The organism is Neorhizobium sp. USDA 3394 (genome assembly GCF_056280385.1).
Map to the genome: position 1 here is coordinate 2,342,725 of NZ_JBWCDU010000001.1, position 19,039 is coordinate 2,361,763.

21 protein-coding genes are annotated in these 19,039 nt (G+C 62.5%); 13 read left to right on the forward strand and 8 right to left on the reverse strand.

Annotated elements, in window-relative coordinates:
* Positions 1-27: 27 nt before the first annotated feature.
* Positions 28-1,275: a cytochrome P450 gene (locus ACZ9EJ_RS11240; RefSeq protein ID WP_046640471.1), complete on the forward strand. Its 1,248-nt coding sequence runs from the start codon at positions 28-30 to the stop codon at positions 1,273-1,275.
* 118 nt (positions 1,276-1,393) lie between these two features.
* Here ACZ9EJ_RS11240 and ACZ9EJ_RS11245 read toward each other — a convergent pair whose 3' ends face one another.
* Entirely contained in the window at positions 1,394-2,203 is an 810-nt protein-coding gene (locus tag ACZ9EJ_RS11245; protein ID WP_046640470.1) for an SDR family NAD(P)-dependent oxidoreductase, read from the reverse strand.
* 185 nt (positions 2,204-2,388) lie between these two features.
* On the opposite strand from ACZ9EJ_RS11245, the gene ACZ9EJ_RS11250 reads away from it, so the two are divergent.
* The gene (locus ACZ9EJ_RS11250) at positions 2,389-2,877 is read left to right on the forward strand and encodes a MarR family winged helix-turn-helix transcriptional regulator (RefSeq protein WP_046640469.1); all 489 of its coding nucleotides are present in this window, start codon (positions 2,389-2,391) and stop codon (positions 2,875-2,877) included.
* Positions 2,878-2,890: 13 nt separating this feature from the next.
* Here the strand turns inward: ACZ9EJ_RS11250 and ACZ9EJ_RS11255 are convergent, their stop codons facing one another.
* Together ACZ9EJ_RS11255 and ACZ9EJ_RS11260 are read right to left on the reverse strand one after the other, a co-directional pair.
* A complete protein-coding gene (locus tag ACZ9EJ_RS11255) occupies positions 2,891-3,235 on the reverse strand; it encodes a cupin domain-containing protein (protein ID WP_046640468.1) in 345 nt (114 codons plus the stop codon).
* Between the two features lie 81 nt (positions 3,236-3,316).
* Positions 3,317-4,600 (reverse strand): O-acetylhomoserine aminocarboxypropyltransferase, encoded by a 1,284-nt coding sequence (locus ACZ9EJ_RS11260; protein ID WP_046640467.1) that lies wholly within the window; start codon positions 4,598-4,600, stop codon positions 3,317-3,319.
* A gap of 125 nt (positions 4,601-4,725) precedes the next feature.
* Here ACZ9EJ_RS11260 and ACZ9EJ_RS11265 point away from each other — a divergent pair, with 125 nt between their 5' ends.
* A complete protein-coding gene (locus ACZ9EJ_RS11265) occupies positions 4,726-5,163 on the forward strand; it encodes a DUF6455 family protein (RefSeq protein WP_052764594.1) in 438 nt (145 codons plus the stop codon).
* A 19-nt stretch (positions 5,164-5,182) separates the two neighbouring features.
* On the opposite strand, the gene ACZ9EJ_RS11270 is transcribed toward ACZ9EJ_RS11265, so the two are convergent.
* Positions 5,183-5,611, reverse strand: a complete 429-nt coding sequence (locus tag ACZ9EJ_RS11270; protein WP_046640466.1) for a CoA-binding protein — start codon at positions 5,609-5,611, stop codon at positions 5,183-5,185.
* Between the two features lie 87 nt (positions 5,612-5,698).
* On the opposite strand from ACZ9EJ_RS11270, the gene ACZ9EJ_RS11275 reads away from it, so the two are divergent.
* The 3 genes from ACZ9EJ_RS11275 (at position 5,699) to rpsI (ending at position 7,799) form a co-directional block, all read left to right on the forward strand.
* Positions 5,699-6,049: a hypothetical protein gene (locus ACZ9EJ_RS11275; RefSeq protein ID WP_046640544.1), complete on the forward strand. Its 351-nt coding sequence runs from the start codon at positions 5,699-5,701 to the stop codon at positions 6,047-6,049.
* Between the two features lie 815 nt (positions 6,050-6,864).
* Positions 6,865-7,329, forward strand: coding sequence for a 50S ribosomal protein L13 (gene rplM, locus ACZ9EJ_RS11280; protein WP_046640465.1), 465 nt, complete (start codon positions 6,865-6,867; stop codon positions 7,327-7,329).
* 2 nt (positions 7,330-7,331) lie between these two features.
* Positions 7,332-7,799, forward strand: coding sequence for a 30S ribosomal protein S9 (rpsI, locus tag ACZ9EJ_RS11285; protein ID WP_037080614.1), 468 nt, complete (start codon positions 7,332-7,334; stop codon positions 7,797-7,799).
* Between the two features lie 80 nt (positions 7,800-7,879).
* Here rpsI and ACZ9EJ_RS11290 read toward each other — a convergent pair whose 3' ends face one another.
* Positions 7,880-8,341 (reverse strand): Lrp/AsnC family transcriptional regulator, encoded by a 462-nt coding sequence (locus tag ACZ9EJ_RS11290; RefSeq protein ID WP_037080616.1) that lies wholly within the window; start codon positions 8,339-8,341, stop codon positions 7,880-7,882.
* Positions 8,342-8,494: 153 nt separating this feature from the next.
* Here ACZ9EJ_RS11290 and ACZ9EJ_RS11295 point away from each other — a divergent pair, with 153 nt between their 5' ends.
* The 3 genes from ACZ9EJ_RS11295 (at position 8,495) to argC (ending at position 11,324) form a co-directional block, all read left to right on the forward strand.
* The gene (locus ACZ9EJ_RS11295) at positions 8,495-9,286 is read left to right on the forward strand and encodes a phenylalanine 4-monooxygenase (RefSeq protein ID WP_046640464.1); all 792 of its coding nucleotides are present in this window, start codon (positions 8,495-8,497) and stop codon (positions 9,284-9,286) included.
* 81 nt (positions 9,287-9,367) lie between these two features.
* The gene (speB, locus tag ACZ9EJ_RS11300; protein WP_046640463.1) at positions 9,368-10,318 is read left to right on the forward strand and encodes an agmatinase; all 951 of its coding nucleotides are present in this window, start codon (positions 9,368-9,370) and stop codon (positions 10,316-10,318) included.
* Positions 10,319-10,391: 73 nt separating this feature from the next.
* On the forward strand, positions 10,392-11,324 hold the full coding sequence (gene argC, locus ACZ9EJ_RS11305; protein WP_046640462.1) for an N-acetyl-gamma-glutamyl-phosphate reductase: 933 nt from the start codon (positions 10,392-10,394) through the stop codon (positions 11,322-11,324).
* A gap of 103 nt (positions 11,325-11,427) precedes the next feature.
* Here the strand turns inward: argC and ACZ9EJ_RS11310 are convergent, their stop codons facing one another.
* A complete protein-coding gene (locus ACZ9EJ_RS11310; RefSeq protein ID WP_046640461.1) occupies positions 11,428-11,835 on the reverse strand; it encodes a DoxX family protein in 408 nt (135 codons plus the stop codon).
* Positions 11,836-11,992: 157 nt separating this feature from the next.
* Positions 11,993-13,093, reverse strand: coding sequence for a COX15/CtaA family protein (locus tag ACZ9EJ_RS11315; protein ID WP_046640460.1), 1,101 nt, complete (start codon positions 13,091-13,093; stop codon positions 11,993-11,995).
* Between the two features lie 143 nt (positions 13,094-13,236).
* On the opposite strand from ACZ9EJ_RS11315, the gene ACZ9EJ_RS11320 reads away from it, so the two are divergent.
* Both ACZ9EJ_RS11320 and ACZ9EJ_RS11325 read left to right on the forward strand, forming a co-directional pair.
* Positions 13,237-13,449: a DUF2842 domain-containing protein gene (locus ACZ9EJ_RS11320; protein ID WP_046635385.1), complete on the forward strand. Its 213-nt coding sequence runs from the start codon at positions 13,237-13,239 to the stop codon at positions 13,447-13,449.
* Positions 13,450-13,568: 119 nt separating this feature from the next.
* Complete coding sequence (locus ACZ9EJ_RS11325) at positions 13,569-14,828, forward strand: GNAT family N-acetyltransferase (RefSeq protein WP_046640459.1); 1,260 nt, start codon at positions 13,569-13,571, stop codon at positions 14,826-14,828.
* Here the strand turns inward: ACZ9EJ_RS11325 and ACZ9EJ_RS11330 are convergent, their stop codons facing one another.
* The gene (locus ACZ9EJ_RS11330; RefSeq protein WP_046640458.1) at positions 14,829-17,060 is read right to left on the reverse strand and encodes a GumC family protein; all 2,232 of its coding nucleotides are present in this window, start codon (positions 17,058-17,060) and stop codon (positions 14,829-14,831) included.
* 214 nt (positions 17,061-17,274) lie between these two features.
* Between ACZ9EJ_RS11330 and ACZ9EJ_RS11335 the strand changes: the two genes are divergently transcribed.
* The gene (locus ACZ9EJ_RS11335) at positions 17,275-17,832 is read left to right on the forward strand and encodes a polysaccharide biosynthesis/export family protein (RefSeq protein ID WP_251091099.1); all 558 of its coding nucleotides are present in this window, start codon (positions 17,275-17,277) and stop codon (positions 17,830-17,832) included.
* A gap of 7 nt (positions 17,833-17,839) precedes the next feature.
* A complete protein-coding gene (locus tag ACZ9EJ_RS11340; RefSeq protein ID WP_046640457.1) occupies positions 17,840-19,000 on the forward strand; it encodes a glycosyltransferase family 4 protein in 1,161 nt (386 codons plus the stop codon).
* Positions 19,001-19,039: the final 39 nt, after the last annotated feature.

The window sequence follows — 19,039 nt, forward strand, 5'->3', positions numbered from 1 at the left end:
CGGAGAAAATCCGCTAGGTCTCCAGAGATGACCATTCTGCCCGACTTCCTGCACATCGATCCCAAAACCCGCCGCGTCTCGCTCGACGGCCGCAACCCGGCTTTCTACAGCGATCCGAACCGCGTCTACGCCCTCCTCCACGAGCACTGTCCAACCTTCTACTGGGAAGAGCAGCGACAATGGTTCTTCACCGGCTACGACCAGGTGAACGGCCTGCTGCGCGACCGTCGGTTCGGCCGGCAGATCCTGCATATCGCCAGCCGTGAGGAACTCGGCCTGCCCGAACCCCCGGCTCATCTCGAAAACTTCGATCTCGCCGAGCGGTATTCGCTGCTGGAGCTTGAACCGCCCGAGCACACGCGGCTTCGCACGCTCGTCAACCGCGCCTTCGTCTCACGGCATATCGAGAGGCTTCGGCCCGAGATCGCAGAACTTGCCGAAAGGCTGATCGACGAGTTCGAGGGCCAAGGCGAGACGGAATTGCTTTCCGCCTTCGCAGACATCATCCCGGTGACGATGATCGCCCGGATGATCGGCATCCCGGACGAGATGGGACCGCAGCTTCTCAAATGGTCACATGCCTATGTCGGCATGTACATGTTCAAGCGGACCGAGGACGACGAACATGCCGCCGACCGGGCGGCGCAAGAATTTTCCGACTACGTCAAAGGCCTGATCGCCGACCGCCGCCGGGAACCGCGCGAAGATCTTCTCACCCACATGATCCACACGGAGCACAAGGGCCAGTATCTCACCGACGACGAACTGGTTTCCACGACCATCGTGCTGCTCAATGCCGGTCACGAGGCGACGGTGCACCAGATCGGCAATTCGGTGCGGGTGATCCTGGAGAGCGGCCTTCCGCCGGCAGACCTTTTCCGCGACGAGGCGGCAACCGAGCGAACGGTCGAGGAGACGCTGCGCATCTGCGCGCCCGTGCACATCTTCCAGCGCTGGGCGCTCGAGGACGTCGAGATCGACGGGCTTGAGTTCAAACGCGGCGACAAGGTGAGCCTGATCCTCGCCGCCGCCAATCTCGATCCGAAGAAGTTCTCCGATCCGCTGGCCTTCAAGCCCGACCGGCAGGAAGCCGCCAACCTCTCCTTCGGTGCCGGCATCCATTTCTGCATCGGCGCGCCGCTTGCAAGGCTGGAACTGAACACCGTGCTGCCGATCCTATTCCGGCGGCTGCCCGGAATGCGGATCGCCACGCCGCCAGTGGTCAAGGACGTCTACCATTTCCATGGGCTTGAGCGGCTGGACCTGGCTTGGTGAGGCATAGGCACGGCTTATCGGCACTGAATCAAAACGATCGCGTAAACCGCTGAGAACAATGCGAAGAATCACTGCGCAACTGCAGACACTTGCCGCAGTTGCGCATCGATTGTCGCGATCAAGCCTTGGCGGAAACGCCGTAACGGGTTGCCGGCTTGTTGAGCGACAGATAGGGGCGCAGCCCGCCGCGGGCGGTCGTGTAGGTATCATAAAGCTGCGTATCGGAGAGCGACGGCATGGTGACGAGTTCGCCGCGGTCGAGACCGGCAAGCGCCGCATCGACGAGGTCGCCGACTTCCATGACCGTGTTCGGGTCGAGATTGTCCATCGAGCCGCCGACGCGATCGAAGATTTCGGTGCGGGTATAGCCCGGCAGGACGGCCTGGATCGCGACGCCGGTATCCTTCAGCTCGGAAGCCAGCGCTTCCGTCAGAGCCAGCACGAAGGCCTTGCTGGCGGCATAGGTGCCACTGAAGAATTCCGCGGCGAGCGCCACGGCGGAGGCGATGTTGACGATGGCGCCCTTACCCCGGGCGGCAAAGGCCTGGGCTGCCACAACGGCGAGGCGATTGGCGGCGGTGACGTTGAGGTCGACCATCTGGTCGAGATAATCCGGATCAGCCTTCAGCAGCGGACCCTTCGGGCCGATGCCGGCATTGTTGACGAAGAGCGTGATCGAACCGTCGTCGCGCAGGCGCTTGTCGACAAGAAGCACATCGGCGCGCTGGCTGAGGTCGGCGCGCAGCACATCTGCCTTGACGCCATGTTCGCTTGCCAGCCGGCCGGCAAGCGCCTTCAGGCGATCCGCGTCGCGGGCGACGAGGACGAGGTCATAGCCGCGCTGCGCAAGCTTTTCCGCATAGGTCGCGCCGATGCCCGACGATGCGCCGGTCACGAGTGCGGTTCCGAGTTTCGAATTGTTGGTCATGGTCCATCTCCTTTGGTTTTGGCTGGGATTGCGGCCGGCGGTTCCGGCATCTGGAATTTACTGGTATATGCCACTATATATGAAAGGCACGATTTGAAGCTGCAAGGGGCGGCCGCAAATTTTTCATCGGAGTGGAAGGGCCGGCCAAAAGCGGGCATTGTCCCGCGGCAAGATCGGAACGAGACATGACGGACAAAGACAAGCAGGACAAGCAAGGACAGACCGAGGACGGCATCTGGCTTCATTGCAGCAACAGCGCGGTGCGCCGCGCCTCGCGGCATCTCGGCCAGCTCTACGAGGATGCCATGGGCGATACGAGCCTCAGGGGAACGCAGTTTTCCCTGATGTCGCAGATCGCCCGATCCAACGAGCCGACGTTAAAAAACCTCGCGGAGGCGATGGTGATGGATCTCTCAGCCCTCGGCCACACCCTGAAGCCGCTGATCCGCGACGGACTGGTGGAACTGGTGCCCGATGCCCAAGACCGCCGCGCCAAACGCGTCCGCCTGACGGACATGGGCGCAGCCACGCAGCGCGACCTCACCGCCCGCTGGCAGATCGCCCAGGACCGTTTCGACAAGGCTTTCGGCAAGGAAAAGTCGGAGGAATTGCGCCGGACGCTGGCATTCATTTCGTCGGACGAATTCGCGAAGGCCTTCAACCGGAACGACTGAAGCCTGCCCCCTCTCAAACCCTGATCACGTAATCCTTGCGAGTCGTTTCAACGACTTCCCAGGTTCCCTTGAAGCCGGGTCTGAGGATCATGCTGTCGCCGGCCTTGAGGTGGACCGGTTCGCCGCCCTCCTCCGTGACGATCGAATGGCCGGAGAGGATGTGGAAATATTCCCACTCCTCATAAACGATCAGCCACTTGCCGGGCGTTGCCTCCCAGATGCCGGCATAGAGCCCGCCGTCGGCTTCCTCGAAATTCCAGGTGCGGAATGTCGGGGTGCCGGAGACCAGCCGGTCCGGTGCCGGGGCGCCCTCCTCCGGTTCGAGGGACGAGAGGTCGTATTTGATCCAGGCGCTCATTGTTTGGTCCCTTTTGTCACCGGCTTCCGGCGGACGATTGACGGCCGGTTCGTCGCCTCACCCTTGCCGTTGTCCCCTCTCTCAGATCTTCGACAAGGCCTGGTCGAGGTCGGCGATGATGTCGGCTGCATCCTCGATGCCGATCGACAGGCGCACGACGTCCGGCCCGGCGCCGGCGGCAATCTGCTGTTCCTCGGTCAGCTGCCGGTGCGTCGTCGAGGCGGGATGGATGACCAGCGAACGGGTATCGCCGATATTGGCGAGGTGGGAGAAGAGCTGCAGGCCTTCGACCAGGGTCTTGCCCGCCTCGTAGCCGCCAGTGACGCCGAAGGTAAATACCGAGCCGGCGCCCTTCGGCGAATATTGCATCTGCAGGGTATGGTTCGGGTCGTCCTCCAGGCCGGAATAGCTGACCCAGGCGACTTTCGGATGTCCCTTCAGCCATTTGGCCGTGGCGGCGGCGTTGTCGCAATGTTTCTGCATCCGGAGCGGCAGCGTCTCTATGCCGGTCAGGATCATGAACGCGTTGAAGGGCGAGATGGCCGGTCCCATATCGCGCAGGCCCAGCACGCGGCAGGCGATGGCAAAGCCGATATTGCCGAAAGCCTGATAGAGGACGACGCCGCCGTACTCGGCGCGGGGCTCCGAGAGCATCGGGTAGTTGCCGGATTTCGACCAGTTGAACGTGCCGCCGTCGACGATCACGCCGCCCATCGAATTGCCGTGCCCACCCATGAACTTGGTCAGCGAATGGATGACGGTGTCGGCGCCGTGTTCGAGCGGCCGGACGAGATAGGGGGTCGCCATCGTGTTGTCGACGATCAGCGGAATGCCGCGTCGTTGCGCCACCTCGGCGATCGCCGCGATGTCTACGAACGTGCCGGCGGGATTGGCGAGGCTTTCGATGAAGATCGCCCGGGTACGCTCGTCGATGCCGGCCTCGAAGCTTGCCGGATCATCGGTATCGGCCCAGCGCACCTGCCAGTCGAAACTCTTGAACGCATTGCCGAACTGGTTGATCGAGCCGCCATAGAGTTTTCGCGCCGCGATGAAATTGTCGCCCGGCTGCATGATCGTGTGGAAAGTCAGCATCTGCGCCGCATGGCCGGAGGCGACCGCCAGCGCGGCGGTGCCCCCTTCGAGGGCCGCCACCCGCTCCTCCAGCACCGCCTGGGTGGGGTTCATGATGCGGGTGTAGATATTGCCGAACTGCTGCAGGCCGAAAAGGGCGGCTGCGTGATCCGCATCGTTGAAGACGAAAGACGTCGTCTGGTAGATCGGCGTCGCCCGCGCCCCGGTCGTCGGATCGGGCTGCGCGCCCGCATGCACGGCCAGCGTCGAAAACCCCGGATTGAGTGTCGGCATTTTAGTCCCTCCCCTTAGAATTGGCGCATGGTTGTTAGCGCCCCAGCAGACCCCGGCGGTTGATCGCGATCAAGGTATATCGTTCTCCGGAATCTATCCTCCGAAGAAATAGAGAGGAGATTGCAATGGACAACACAATTCCCACCCCGGCCCCCAACCCGGAAAATCTCACCCACAGGCTGAAGCGCTGGTGTTCCGCCACATGGACGGCGATCAACGAAGCCAAGCTCCTCGCGAGCCTCGACGACGAAACCGTCAAGCTGCTGGCGCAGGACAACGCCTTGTCGGCGCAGGAACTGCGCGAACTCATCGCCAAAGGCCCGCATGCTGCCGACGAAATGCTGGCGCTGATGAAGCTGCTCAACATCGACCCGGAGGAAGCAAGGCTGGAAGAGCCGGCGGAATTCCGCGACATGAACATCACCTGTGCCCATTGCGGCGAGAAGACCCGCTGTCGGCGCGAACTGGCCGACGGCAGCGCCGCCTCCGACTTCGCAAGCTATTGCGGCAATGCCGATGTTCTCGACGACATGCGCAACCGGCCGGAACTGCTCGCCAAATAGCCCAGCTTAGATGGACTTCTCAGGCAACGAGGCGGGGGTATTCGATCGCCGGGCAGCGGTCCATGACGACCTTGATGCCGGCGGCTTCCGCCTTTTCGGCGGCCTTGTCGTCCCGCACGCTCAGCTGGCCCCAGATCACCTTCGGCCGGGTTTCAAGCCCGATTGCCTCGTCGACCACGCCGTCCAGATACTCGGCCGCCCGAAAGACATCGACCATGTCGACCGGCTGCGGCACGTCCGAAAGCGTCCTGTAGACCGTCTGGCCGAGGATCTGCTTGCCGGCCTGGCCGGGATTGACCGGAAATACCGTATAGCCCTTGGAGATGAGGAAACCCATGACCCGGTTGCTCGGCCTGTCGGGGTTCGGGGACGCTCCGAGGAGCGCGATCGTCCGGGTGCCCTTTAGGATATCGGCGATGTAGGCATTGTCGTAGTGGTCATGGTTCATGACGGCGGCTCCGGTGGTGGCGCGCCTCTGGCGGCGCAGTGCTTCCGCGCTATGTAAGTCCGCGTCTCGTCAAAAGGGATGCAGGTCATGAAAAAATTTATCGGCTGCCTCGCGATCATTGCCTCCGTCACCCTCCTCTCCGGCGAGCCGGCAGCCGCGATATCGCGTTACAATTCCACCGGCATGTCCTGCGCCGCCGTACAGCGGGTGATCGGCCGGGAGGGCGCGGTGATCCTGCGTTACCCGTCCCGAAACAAGGCGCGGATGACCCTTTACGACCGCTATGTCATCGACAGCGGCTACTGTGACGGCCACGAATTCGCCGACCGGGCGACGGTGCCGACGGCCGACACGCCGAACTGCCCCGTCCGGGCGTGCAAAAGAAGACCCGATCCCGAAGATTGTTTTCCTCTCCAGCCCGGCTGCCTGAGATATTAGGTGGCTTCCTGAGTGAAAAAATCGAGAATGCCCGGATGCCTGCGCTCCCTTAATGTTCGTACTATGATCCCTATTTGTACTTGTACATATTAGCACCATCTTATGGTTGAATTAGAAACTGCTACTAAATTTTGCCGGGGCAAACTTGCTTCTCTGAACATTTGTCAGGTTTTCCCTTCTGCCTCGCATCCCATTGAAATGTGAGCAGGTGACAGCTACTGCCACCGCGGAATCCACCTGAGACCTTCAAAAAAGCATGGATTTCGCCCGCTCGACCCCAACCCCGCCGTCCGTCCGCCTATGCAACCTTGGATATATGTTAAACGAGGGACAAGCACGATGGGTGGCGCAACTCACCCTGCCGTCCCGACAGCTTTTCAAGCGTCCGGGAGCCGTTTCCAAGCCAGTTTGCCGCGCGCCGGAATTCCAGTTCGCGGATACAAGATAGGTTTTATTTCCCATCACCAGAGAGACAGGACCAGAGAGACAGGGGAAGAGCGATCGGACGGCTGCTTGGCAGTCGCGGCGCGCCCCAGCCGACGATTTGGCATTTGCCGCTTCGTATTTCGTCCGAAAAATTGTGGTATCATAGAACCACATAGATAAACCATTGATTTTGCTGTATCTATTTTTCGACCCAGGAAAACCGTCGCCTTGACGCTTTTGGCCTCCCTCGGTATAAGCCGCCCCAGATCGCGGACCATCTCGGCCCGCTTTCTTTTTGCCGGTCTCGACCAAGGCAATCCAAGCAACAAGAAACGCCCTGCTTTCGAAGGTTTCGGATGTCATGGGTCCTAGAAGAAAGAGCTGAAAACATGTCAACCTTCGTTCAGAAGCCTGCAGAGGTGGTGAAGAAGTGGGTGATCATCGATGCCGAAGGCCTCGTTGTCGGTCGTCTCGCCACCATCGTTGCCAACCGTCTCCGCGGCAAGCACAAGGCCACCTACACTCCGCACGTCGATGACGGTGACAACGTCATCATCATCAATGCGGAAAAGTGCGTCCTCACCGGCAAGAAGTATTCCGACAAGACCTATTACTGGCACACCGGTTACCCGGGTGGCATCAAGGAGCGCACCGCGCGCCAGATCATCGAAGGCCGCTTCCCGGAGCGCGTCATCGAGAAGGCTGTCGAGCGCATGGTTCCCCGTGGTCCGCTCGGCCGTCGCCAGATGAAGAACCTGCGCGTTTACGCCGGTTCCAACCATCCCCATGAAGCACAGCAGCCGGTCGCCCTCGACGTGGCATCGCTGAACAGCAAGAACGTAAGGAGCGCCTGATAATGGCCGATCTTTCCTCCCTGAAGGACCTCGCGCCGGCTTCCGAAGCTGCCGCTCCGGTCTATGTCCGCAAGGTCGACAGCCTCGGCCGCTCCTACGCGACCGGCAAGCGCAAGAACGCCGTCGCCCGCGTCTGGGTCAAGGCCGGCACCGGCAAGATCACGGTCAACGGCCGTGACTTCTCGACCTACTTCGCCCGCCCGGTCCTGCAGATGATCCTGCAGCAGCCGGTCATCGCCGCTGCCCGCACCGGCCAGTTCGACATCGTCGCGACCGTCACCGGTGGTGGTCTTTCCGGCCAGGCCGGCGCCGTTCGTCACGGCGTCTCCAAGGCCCTCACCTATTTCGAGCCGGGCCTTCGCGGCGTGCTCAAGAAGGGTGGCTTCCTGACCCGCGACAGCCGCGTGGTCGAGCGCAAGAAGTACGGCAAGGCAAAGGCCCGCCGCTCCTTCCAGTTCTCCAAGCGTTAATCGCTTCGGAACTTGTACTTTCAAAAGGCGGGGCTTCGGCTCCGCCTTTTTCGTTTGGGCCTTTTTCGTTTGGGCAACGCTCAGATCGGCAGTTCGGTCGTCGATTTCAGTTCGCGAAGAACAAAGCTGGAGACCACGTTGCGCACATGCGGGTTGCGCATCAGATGGCGGGTCATGAAAGCCTCATAGGCTTCGACATCGCGCGCCCTGATCTTCAGCATGTAATCGAAGGTTCCGGACAGCGCATAACACTCCATGATCTCCGGCCGGTCGCGGACGACCGTGGCAAAGGCTTCGATCGCCTCCTCGTGGTGGTCCTCGAGCGTCACATGGGCGACGATGCAGAGCTTGAGATCGAGCTTTGCGGGATCGAGAAGTGCTACCCGCTTTCGAATGACTCCTTCGGCCTCCAGTTCCTGGATCTTGCGCCAGGCGGTGCTTTGCGACATGCCGGCCTTCTCCGCCAGCTCGGCGAGCGACGAACCATCCCCCGCCTGCACGAGCTGCAGAAGCTTGCGGGCGGCCTGCAGGTTTTCTTTCATGAAGCTTCCTCCTCCCGAAATATCCTCCCATTATTTACGCTTAATCCGGCAAAGCTGAAATGATTACCCGCGTATTCAGAGATATATTGGTGATCTAGCAGCCGGCGGCTGGAATGCCCTTGGCTCATTGGCTTGACGAATGGGAGGTCGTTCATGAGCAAGCAAAGCACCTACACGGCAAACCTGCCGGATGCGGAGGGCATCTACCGCTACACGAGCGAGGAAGACCTGATTTGGAGCGAGCTCTACCAGCGCCAGATGACGCTTCTGGCCGACAAGGCCTGCCGGGAATATCTGGACGGGGTCAAGGCGCTCGGGCTGAAGCCGGACAAAGTTCCCCAGCTTCGGGATGTCGACCGGCGTCTCAACGAGACCACCGGCTTCGGCGTGGAGGGCGTTCCCGCCCTCATTCCGCCATCGCGCTTCTACGAGTTGCTGTCGCAGGGCAAGTTTCCGCTGGCGACCTTCATCCGCCGCCGCGAACACATCGACTACATCGAGGAACCGGATATCTTCCACGAGGTCTTCGGCCACTGCCCGCTTCTGACCAACCAGAGTTATGCCAATTTCGTTCGCCGCTTCGGCGAAAAAGCGGTCGGGCTCGGGAAGGAATATTCCTGGCACCTGTTCCGGATCTTCTGGTTCACCGTCGAATTCGGCCTGATCGACACGCCGCAGGGCCGGCGCTGCTTCGGTGCCGGCATCGTCTCCTCCCCCAACGAGACGCGGGCGGCGATGGAAGGCACGGAAGCGGAATTCCGGCCCTTCGATCTTATGACGGTGCTCCGGACCCCTTACCGCATCGATATCGTCCAGCCGATCTACTATGTCATCGACAGCTTCGCGCAGCTGGAATCGATCATCGAGGAGGATATCGGCGCGCGCATCAGGCAAGCCAAGGCGCTTGGGGATTTCGCGCCGGCATTCGAAGCCAAGGCTTCCTGAACGCGGCATTTTCTTTCCTCCAGGCTTGCCTTGTCGGCCGGTATTGTCCAACGTCCCGCCACCTGACGATGGAGGGACGCCATGGCAGAAAAGTCGATCGATCACGCCTTCACCGCAAAGAGCCTTACCTCGGCCGCGACGGATCCAACCTTCGCCGGCGCGCTGTCCTTCATGCGCCGCCGCTTCGCGAAGGATCTGGCGGGTGTCGATACCGTCGTCTGGGGCATTCCTTTCGATGCCGCGACCTCCAACCGGCCGGGCGCCCGCTTTGGGCCGCAGGCGATCCGGCGGGCGTCGGCGATCTTCGACAACGATCCGCAATATCCGTTCCGGCGCGATCTCTTCGCCGACATGGCCGTCATCGATTACGGCGACTGCCTGCTCGACTATGGCAACCACCAGAAGACCCCGGCTGCGATCGAGGCCCAGGCGACTGTCATCCTCGACAGCGGCGCGTTTTTGCTGACGCTCGGCGGCGACCACTATGTCACCTGGCCGCTCCTGAAGGCCCATGCCGCCAGGCACGGGCCGATGGCGCTGGTGCAGTTCGACGCGCATCAGGACACGTGGCTCGACGACGAGGGACGCATCGACCACGGCTCCTTCGTCGCGCGGGCGGTGCGGGCCGGCATCATCGACCCTGCCCGGTCTATCCAGGTCGGCATCCGCACCCACGCGCCGGAAGATTTCGGGATCCGCCTCCTGTATGGCCACGAGGTCGAGGAGATGACTGCGGCCGAGATCGCAAAGGCGATCCTCGATCATGTCGGACAGACGCCGGCCTATCTCACCTTCGACATCGACTGCCTCGACCCGGCCTTCGCGCCCGGAACCGGCACGCCGGTCGCCGGCGGGCCTTCGAGCGCGAAAATCCTCTCGGTCCTGCGCCAGCTTAGGCCCCTTGATATCCGTGGCGGCGATGTCGTCGAAGTGGCGCCGGCCTATGACCATGCGGATATCACCGCCATTGCAGGGGCGACGGTTGCGATGTATATGCTCGGCCTGCGCGCCGAACGATGCGCGGCCCGTTAATTTTCTGAATCAACTTGCTGGTAAACTGAATCCGGCATCCAATCCAAGGCACTGATCTAACAGGACAATGACCATGACAGCGAAAATCTTCATCGATGGCGAACACGGCACCACGGGATTGCAGATCCGCACCCGCATGGCCGGCCGCCGCGACGTCGAATTGCTGTCGATCCCGGAAGCGGAGCGGCGCAACGCCGCCATGCGCGAGGATCTCCTGAACAGCGCCGATATCGCCATCCTCTGCCTGCCCGACGATGCGTCGCGGGAAGCCGTGAAAATGCTTGCCGGCAACAACAAGGTGCGGGTGATCGACACCTCGACCGCCTTCCGCGTCGATCCGTCCTGGGCCTATGGCTTTGCGGAAATGGACAAGACGCAGGCCGACAAGATCAAGGCCTCCCGGCACGTCGCCAATCCGGGCTGCTATCCGACCGGAGCGATCGGCCTGATCCGGCCGTTGCGCGCTGCCGGCATCCTGCCCGACGGTTATCCGGTCACGGTCAATGCCGTTTCCGGTTATACCGGCGGCGGCAAGCAGATGATCGCGCAGATGGAAGACCAGGCCAGGGAAGACGCCATCTCGGCCAACAATTTCCTCTACGGCCTGCCGCTCAAGCACAAGCACGTGCCGGAGATGAAGATCCACGGCCAGCTCGACCGCGCGCCCCTCTTCTCGCCGTCGGTCGGCCGCTTCGCACAGGGCATGATCGTGCAGGTGCCGCTCTTCCTCGAAGATCTCCAGGAAGGCACGACGATCGAAGGCATCCACAAGGTGCTGGTCGAGCATTATGCCGGCCAGGACATCGTCACTGTCGTGCCGCTCGAAGAGAGCAAGGCGCTTGCCCGCGTCGACGCGGAGGAGCTGGTCGATACCGACACGATGAAGCTTTTCGTGTTCGGCACGCCGGGCGGCGCGCATGTCAATCTTGTGGCCCTGCTCGACAATCTCGGCAAGGGTGCCTCGGGTGCTGCCGTCCAGAACATGGACCTGATGCTTTCGGCCTGATGGCCGAAAGCATTCCCTTCCCTTTCTCCTTCCCTGGCGAACGGCGGATCGAAACCGCCAGACAGATCGCCGATACGGTCGTCGGCACCGTATTGCTCCAGGCCTAAGCGAACGTCCGCTTCAGACCCAGATTGACGGCAAGCTTCTCGCCCGGACCGTGCACGGCGGCAAACAGCAGGCCGGCCAGGAAGGTGAAGTGGTCGACGAAGAAGCCGAACTCCGCCTGGTTTGTTTCCCAATGGCTCGGGCCATGGAAAGCGAAGGCCAGGAAGATGACGTAGGCGCCGGCAAGCAAGGCCGCTTCGGAGAAGAAGGCGCCGGTCAGGAATGCGAGCGCCAGCCCCACCTCGAAGATCGCCGCGATCCAGGCGAGGAACAGCGGGAACGGAAATCCAGCGCCTGAGATGAAGACGGCCGTCGCCTGCATGTCGAGAAACTTGAATGTCGTCGCCATGACGAAAAGGCCGCCGAAGATCAGCCTTGCGACGAGAATTGCGATTGTCCTTGCCATAACCCTACCCTCTCCTTTGGCCGAAGCCGTTTGAACTATGTCTCAAGGACGGGCGACGGACACTGTGGCCGACATCGGGCCGCAGATTTTTCGCAGCAAAAAGGCGGACGGAATCGATCCGCCCGCCTCTCGCAGGTCTCTGGCAATGCGGTGGAGATCAGTTCCGCGTGACGATCGCGGTCTCCGGCGGATATTCGCCGACGAAGCCACGCCAATGGGCGACGGCAAAGCCGAGCACGATCAGCGCGGCGGCCTGGTGCGTCAGCGCCAGATCGAGCGGCACCTGCATGACGAGCGTCGAGATGCCGATGACCGCCTGGACCGTCACGAGCCCGAAGAGCAGGACGGAACGGCGGGCATGGGTCGAGCCGGGAGCCAGCCGGAGAGAGGCGATCATGTGCACGAGGGTGGCGGCCCACAGAACGTAGGCGCCGCAGCGGTGCACGAACTGCACCGTCTTCGGGTTCTCGAACAGGTTGATCCACCAGGGCTGCCGGACGAAAAGATCGCCCGGGACCAGGGCACCGTCCATCAGCGGCCAGGTATTGTAGGAGAGGCCGGCATCGAGCCCGGCCACCAACGCACCGAGATAGATCTGGAAGAGGACCAGGAAGGCGATGCCGCCGGCCGCCCATTTGGATCTTGCCGTCGGCGGCAGGTCACGGCTATGCGGCGCCAGCCCGCGCATGATCCAGATGCAGGCAGCGAAGATCAGACAGGCGATGACCAGATGGGTCGCGAGCCGGTATTGCGAGACGCTGACCAGTTTGGTGAGGCCGGAAGATACCATCCACCAGCCGATGAACCCCTGGAAACCGCCGAGCGCGAGCAGACCGACCAGCGGACCCCGCAAACGCTTTTCGATGCGGCCGGTGAGCCAGAAGAAGATCAGCGGCAGGGCGAAGACCAGGCCGATCGAGCGGGCGAGGAACCGGTGCGCCCATTCCCACCAGAAGATCGACTTGAACTCGTCGACCGTCATGCCCTTGTTGATTTCCTGGTATTGCGGAATGCGCTGGTAGAGGCGGAATTCCTCGTCCCACTCCTCGGCCGACAGCGGCGGGATAACGCCGTGGATCGGCTTCCATTCGGTGATCGACAGGCCGGAATCGGTCAGCCGCGTCGCGCCGCCGACAAGGACCAGACAGAACAGCGTGAAAACGACGACGCCGAGCCAGATGCGCACGGCCTTGCGGTCACGCTCGCGGCGCTTGGTGTGGTTCAGGACATCGATGATCACAGCATCGGTTGCCGACATGGGTATGCTCCTGTCGCTCAAGCCAAAAGGACGCTGGTGCAGGATAAGCGTCCACAAGCATTTCGCGTTGCTTTGCCCCATCAACCCATGCAAAACAAGCCCCGGCGCTTTGCGGCATGCGGTCGCGGATAGGAGAAGACGTTTTGGTCCCGCGTTTGAGAAGTTTCATCGGCACCATCCTGATCATCATCCTGGTGATCGTCTATGCGCTTGCCGCGACGACCTTCGCGACGCTGCTGCTTGCCACTTCGCCGTGGTGGGTGCATTTCCTCTACTTCCTGATCAGCGGCCTCCTCTGGATCCTGCCGGCCATGCTGATCATCAAATGGATGGCAGGACCGAAGCCCAGGGGATAGCCGGCTTTACGGTCGGTTAACCAGCGGCAGCGGTTTCGCGGGGCGTGGGGCCGCCGGTAAACCGAATTTTTGTGCCCTCCCCCTATGTTGCCGGCCAAACGGCATCAGCGGGCAAAGCCATGCAGCAGCGGAAGATCCACCACGAAGATCAGGTCGAGGACGTGCTCGACGCGCCGAAGGCTCACAAGACCGTCCGGCTCGCCGAGCTGTCGCTTGTTTCAACCGACGATCTCGGGTCCGTGGAAGCCGAGTGGCGGCGGCTCGAAAAGCTTGCGCAGAATTCCCTGCACCAGGGTTTCGACTGGTGTCGCGCCTGGGCTCAAGCGCATCGCAGCGAACTTGCGATCGTCCAGGGCGTGGTCGATGGCCGCACGCTTTTCATCCTGCCGCTCGAAATCGTGTCGGAACGCCGCGCCCGGATCGCCCGCCTGCTCGGCCACCGGTTCAACAACGTCAATACCGGTCTCTTCGATGCCGAACTCGCCGCACCCGATGCGGAAGAATTGCAGAATTTTGCCCATGGCCTGAGGCTCGCGCTCTCCGACCGGGCGGATCTGATCGTTCTCGACAATATCCCGCTCGCCTGGCGGGGCATGCAACATCCGCTGTCGGCGCTTGCTTCGATCGAAAACCAGAACCATTCCTTCCAGCTGCCGCTCCTTCAGGGTTTCGAGGCGACGCTGGCACAACTCAATGCGAAAAGCCGCCGCAAGAAGTTCCGCTCGCAGAGCCGCAAGCTTGAGGCGATCGGCGGTTATGACCATTTCATCCCGACCGATCCCGCCGAAAAACACGCCCTGCTCGATACCTTCTTTCACCAGAAAAGCGAGCGGCTGAGACTGTTCGGCCTGCCGGACGTCTTCCAGCTGCCCGGCATCCAGGATTTCTTCCACCGCCTCATGGATGTCCCGGTCAGGGGAACCGATACGCCGCTGACGCTGCATGCCATCCGACTGCGCGGCGAGCACGAGGGGCATATCGCGGCGATCGCCGGCCTGTCGCGCAAAGGCGACCATGTCATCTGCCAGTTCAGCTCGATCGACGAAACGATCTGCCCGGAGGCGAGCCCCGGCGAATTGCTGTTCTGGCTGATGATCGAGCAGTCCTGCCGGGAAGGTGCTTCGGTGTTCGATTTCGGCGTCGGCGACCAGCCCTACAAGCGCAACTGGTGCACCCAGGAAACGGTGCAGCACGACATGTTGCTGCCACTGACCTGGAAGGGTTCGGCGATGCGCCCGGTCCTGATCGGAGTGACCAGGGCGAAGGCGGCAGTCAAGCGCAGTCCGCACCTTTATGCGATGGCGCAACGCTGGCGGTCGCGCCGCTGCCCGAAAGCGTCGGAAGCGCCCGCCTCCGACGCAGAACCGTCAGCCGACTAGTCAGGCGGCGCGGCGCTTGCCGGGGCGGGGCGAATGCCGGTCGGCGGCCTGTGCCATGACCAGCAGGTTGCTGTAACCGGCCGCTTCGAAATCCGTCACGAGCTCGGCGACTTCCTCATCCCTGAAGCCCGGAACCGACAGGACGATCTCCGCCATAGCGTTGCGGGTCAGGCGCGATATGCCGGCGATCTCGGCCGGGCCGCATTCGATCAACACCAGGTCATAGGCATCCGCCAGCGCGTCGATGACCATCGCCAGGCGGTCCACGCCGCGCATGGCACGCGCCGGATCGGAAGCGCCGTGCGGAATGATATGCGCGTCGGAAAGCCGGTCCGGATGGATCGCATCGCCGAAGGCGGTTTCACCGCAGAGAAGGTCGGTGATGCCGGGCAGTTTCGGATTTTCCGCCATCATCTGGGTCGGGGCGGCAGAACCGGTCATATCGACCAGCACGACCGTACGGCCGCTCTCGGCAACTTCGCGGGCAAGCATGACGGTCGCAGTCGAGCCCTCGTCACCGCCCGGAGAAATGGCGATCGCGACAGGCACATCGTGGCGCTGCAGGTAATGCGCGACGGAGCCGATGGTGAAGCCGCCATCATCGACCTCGGCCGCGGCTTCCTCCGCTTCGCTCTCCTTTTCGGACAGCGACTGTTCGGCGATCTTGGCATAGGCGAGCGCTGCCGCGTTCTTCGCGCTTTCGCGGGCCGGTTCCGGCCGGTCGAAACGGGCGGCCTCTGCCTGCATCTGGTGAACCGGCAGCGGAGCGGCCGCAGCGGCGGGCGCGGATGCGCCAGCTGCCGGCAGGGTCTCGTCATCCATCTCTCGAACGCTGGACGGACGCAGAGCACGGCCCGAGAAGAGCTCGCTGACGATGACGATCAGGCAGCCGAAAATAAAGGTGGCGAGCGACACGACGATGACGATCGGGATGATCTTCGGGAAATAGGGTTCCGACGGTTCGACGGCTTTCGAGACGACTCGGGCGTCGGCCGGGCTCGAATTCCCCTCGAGGCGGGACGTCGCTTCGCGGTAGCGGGCAAGATAGGTTTCCAACAGCTGGCGCTGGGCGGCGGCCTCGCGTTCCAGCGCGCGCAGGCCCACTTCCTCTTCGCCCGCCTTGGCGGAGTCAGCCTTCAACCCGTTGAGCTGGCCCATCAACTGGCGCTCGCGGATGCGCGACATCTCGGCTTCGTTTTCGAGGCTTGCGAGGATCTTCTTGGTCTCGCTCTCGATCTGCTGGCGGATGCCGGAAAGCTGGCCGCGCAGGCCTTTCAGCCGCGGATGGCCTTCGAGCAGCGAGGTCGAGGAGTCGGAGATCTGCGCCTGAAGGTTGGCCTCCGCTTCCTTTAGCCGCTGTATGACCTGCGAGCCGACGACATCGCTCAGCGTGTCGGAAGCGCGGCCGGCCTTCAGGGCGGTGCGGACGTTTTCGGCACGCGCCTCGGCATTCGCCCGCTCGCCGCGGATACGGGCAAGCTCGGTCGAGATGTCGTTGAGCTGCTGGGTCGAGAAACTGTTGGTCTCGGTGGTCTGGAACAGGCCGTTGGAGGAGCGGTAATCCGCCACCTTCTTTTCGGCCTCCTGGACCTTTCGGGTCAGGCTGGCAATTTCCGGCTCCAGCCATTTGGCGGTCTCGGAATGCGTGTCGAGCTTGGCGCCGCTCTGGAGCTGGAGATAGACCTCCGCCATCCTGTTCGGGATGTCGGCGGCAAGCTTGGGATCGCGCGAGGAGAACTCGATGGCGATGACGCGCGAATTCTCGACCGCATAGACATCAAGCTTCTCGCGGAACTCCTGGATCACGCGGTCTTCCGGGTCGAGCGACATCGGATCCTGCTTCAGGCCGATCAGGACCAGCGGATCGGGCAGGAAGGACTGCGCGGCCGGATCGAATTCCTTGAGCTTGGCGAGATTGAGGTCGCGGGCCACGCGCTTGATGAGATCGGTCGATTGCAGCAGCTGCGCCTGGCTGGTGATGTTGAGCGAGTCCAGCAGCGGGTCGTTGGCCTGGGCCGCAGCATCCCCTCCCGAGAGGTTCGGGGAGCGGGATTCGATCAGGAGCCGCGTCTCGCCCTTGTAGCTTGGCTTCATCAGGCTGGTGCCGACAAGCGCGAGCGCCGCCGCGACGATCGTCGCGCCCAATATCCTGCCCTTGCGTTCCCAGACCGCCGATATGACCCGCCCGAGGTCTATATCCACGTCCTGATTGCCACCGTTTACGCCTGACATGATACGCTCCAACTGATCGGTTTCGGCGAAGAGTAAAGGATCATGGTAACGCGAGGGTTAATGGCCAAGTACAGTGGCGGCACCTCGAAGAAAATCCCCAAATTCCCGGCCTCTTTACCGGGCATTAACCCTAACGGATCGATAACGGGGACAGATGGTATGAACAGCCGGAGCCTCGACCGCGGAAATGTCCTTCGCCCCCTTCAAACGCGTGATGGCCAAACAGGTGCTGGCGTTAGCCCTCGCTGCGACGGCGCTTGCCGGCTGCTCGAGCTACGCGCCCGCTCCGAAAAGCTTCCAGCAGGCAGCTATGCAGCCGTACAGGCTGGATAGCGGCGACCGGTTGCGCGTCAGCGTCTTCGAGCAGCCCGGCCTCACCAATACCTATACGGTCGACCAGGCCGGTTACATCGCCTTCCCGCTGATCGGCCAGGTGGCCGCCCGCGGCCAGACGCTGCCGGCACTGGAAGGCTCGATCGCTTCCCGGCTCAAGCAAGGTTACCTGCGCGATCCGGACGTCACCGCCGAAATCGACCGCTATCGTCCCGTCTTCGTCATGGGCGAAGTCGGCCGGCCCGGGCAATATTCCTACGTGCCGGGGATGACCGCCCAGAACGCGATCGCGATTGCCGGCGGCTTCACCTCCCGCGGCAACCAGCGCGATGTCGACGTCACCCGCAAGATCAACGGCCAGGTGATCACCGGCCGCACTGTCATCTCTTCCACAGTGCTTGCCGGCGACACGATCTACGTCCGCGAGCGGCTGTTCTGACCGGTCCATGGCGCAGAGCCCTCCCTTGCGAATACTCCATTGCTTCAGGTCGCCCGTCGGTGGGATCTTCCGCCATGTGCGCGATCTCGTCGAGGAGCATCGGGCTGCCGGCCACGAGGTCGGCATCCTGTGCGACAGCTCGACCGGCGGAGCGCATGAGGACCGTCTCTTCGACAGCATCAGGCCACAGCTTTCGCTCGGCCTCACCCGCATTCCGATGCGCCGCGCGATCGCCCCTTCCGATTTCGCCGCCATCTACAGAAGTTACAAACATATCAAGAGTTTGCAGCCGGACATCCTGCACGGGCACGGCGCCAAGGGTGGCGCCATTGCCCGGCTGATCGGCTCAGCCCTGCGGGTCAACAGGTATCGCGTAGCCCGCCTCTATTCGCCGCATGGCGGCAGCCTGCATTTCAGCCGGTCGAGCCTTTCCGGCCAGGCCGTGCTGCGGCTGGAACGTTTCCAGGAGCATTTCGGCGACGCGCTCGTCTTCGTCTGCGACTACGAGCGGCGCACCTACGAAGCCAAGGTCGGCAAGCCGCGCAAGGTTTCCCGCGTCATCTACAACGGCATCAAGGACGCCGAGTTCGAGACGATCGCCACGGATCCCGCGGCACCGCATTTCCTCTATATCGGCATGCTGCGCGACCTCAAGGGACCGGACGTGTTCATCGACGCCTTCGCCCGGACAGAGAGGGAGATCGGCCATCCGCTTTCGGCGCTGATGGTCGGCGACGGCCCGGATCGCGACCGCTACGAGGCGATGATGGCCGAGCGCGGGCTTGGCCGCCGCATCCAGATGAAGCCCGCCATGCCGGCGCGCGACGCGTTTGCCATGGCCAAGATCGTCGTCGTCCCCTCCCGCGCCGAAGCGATGCCCTATATCGTGCTCGAAGCGCTTGCGGCCGGCAAGCCGGTGATCGCCTCCCGGGTCGGCGGCATTCCGGAAGTGCTCGGCGAGGCAAGTGCTGCACTTGCCGTTCCCGGCGACGCCGAGGATCTCGCCCGCGTCATGACGCAAGCGGTCACCACACCCGGCTGGCAGGATGCCGTGATGCCGAAGCCGGAAGCCTTCAAGGCGGTGTTTTCCGCCTCTGTCATGGCCGGCGAAATGCTCGGCCTGTATCAAGATCTGACAGGTTCGGGGCCTGATTCAGGCCGCGGCTAAAGGCTTCCTTCACCTCTTTTTGGTATGCGTTTCCCATAT

What these genes read in the sequence shown, in the direction of transcription:
- ACZ9EJ_RS11240 (WP_046640471.1), top strand. Translation starts at nt 28, where the DNA reads ATGACCATTCTGCCCGACTTCCTGCACATCGATCCCAAAACCCGCCGC.
- ACZ9EJ_RS11245 (WP_046640470.1), bottom strand. Translation starts at nt 2,203, where the DNA reads ATGACCAACAATTCGAAACTCGGAACCGCACTCGTGACCGGCGCATCG.
- ACZ9EJ_RS11250 (WP_046640469.1), top strand. Translation starts at nt 2,389, where the DNA reads ATGACGGACAAAGACAAGCAGGACAAGCAAGGACAGACCGAGGACGGC.
- ACZ9EJ_RS11255 (WP_046640468.1), bottom strand. Translation starts at nt 3,235, where the DNA reads ATGAGCGCCTGGATCAAATACGACCTCTCGTCCCTCGAACCGGAGGAG.
- ACZ9EJ_RS11260 (WP_046640467.1), bottom strand. Translation starts at nt 4,600, where the DNA reads ATGCCGACACTCAATCCGGGGTTTTCGACGCTGGCCGTGCATGCGGGC.
- ACZ9EJ_RS11265 (WP_052764594.1), top strand. Translation starts at nt 4,726, where the DNA reads ATGGACAACACAATTCCCACCCCGGCCCCCAACCCGGAAAATCTCACC.
- ACZ9EJ_RS11270 (WP_046640466.1), bottom strand. Translation starts at nt 5,611, where the DNA reads ATGAACCATGACCACTACGACAATGCCTACATCGCCGATATCCTAAAG.
- ACZ9EJ_RS11275 (WP_046640544.1), top strand. Translation starts at nt 5,699, where the DNA reads ATGAAAAAATTTATCGGCTGCCTCGCGATCATTGCCTCCGTCACCCTC.
- rplM (WP_046640465.1), top strand. Translation starts at nt 6,865, where the DNA reads ATGTCAACCTTCGTTCAGAAGCCTGCAGAGGTGGTGAAGAAGTGGGTG.
- rpsI (WP_037080614.1), top strand. Translation starts at nt 7,332, where the DNA reads ATGGCCGATCTTTCCTCCCTGAAGGACCTCGCGCCGGCTTCCGAAGCT.
- ACZ9EJ_RS11290 (WP_037080616.1), bottom strand. Translation starts at nt 8,341, where the DNA reads ATGAAAGAAAACCTGCAGGCCGCCCGCAAGCTTCTGCAGCTCGTGCAG.
- ACZ9EJ_RS11295 (WP_046640464.1), top strand. Translation starts at nt 8,495, where the DNA reads ATGAGCAAGCAAAGCACCTACACGGCAAACCTGCCGGATGCGGAGGGC.
- speB (WP_046640463.1), top strand. Translation starts at nt 9,368, where the DNA reads ATGGCAGAAAAGTCGATCGATCACGCCTTCACCGCAAAGAGCCTTACC.
- argC (WP_046640462.1), top strand. Translation starts at nt 10,392, where the DNA reads ATGACAGCGAAAATCTTCATCGATGGCGAACACGGCACCACGGGATTG.
- ACZ9EJ_RS11310 (WP_046640461.1), bottom strand. Translation starts at nt 11,835, where the DNA reads ATGGCAAGGACAATCGCAATTCTCGTCGCAAGGCTGATCTTCGGCGGC.
- ACZ9EJ_RS11315 (WP_046640460.1), bottom strand. Translation starts at nt 13,093, where the DNA reads ATGTCGGCAACCGATGCTGTGATCATCGATGTCCTGAACCACACCAAG.
- ACZ9EJ_RS11325 (WP_046640459.1), top strand. Translation starts at nt 13,569, where the DNA reads ATGCAGCAGCGGAAGATCCACCACGAAGATCAGGTCGAGGACGTGCTC.
- ACZ9EJ_RS11330 (WP_046640458.1), bottom strand. Translation starts at nt 17,060, where the DNA reads ATGTCAGGCGTAAACGGTGGCAATCAGGACGTGGATATAGACCTCGGG.
- ACZ9EJ_RS11335 (WP_251091099.1), top strand. Translation starts at nt 17,275, where the DNA reads ATGGCCAAACAGGTGCTGGCGTTAGCCCTCGCTGCGACGGCGCTTGCC.
- ACZ9EJ_RS11340 (WP_046640457.1), top strand. Translation starts at nt 17,840, where the DNA reads ATGGCGCAGAGCCCTCCCTTGCGAATACTCCATTGCTTCAGGTCGCCC.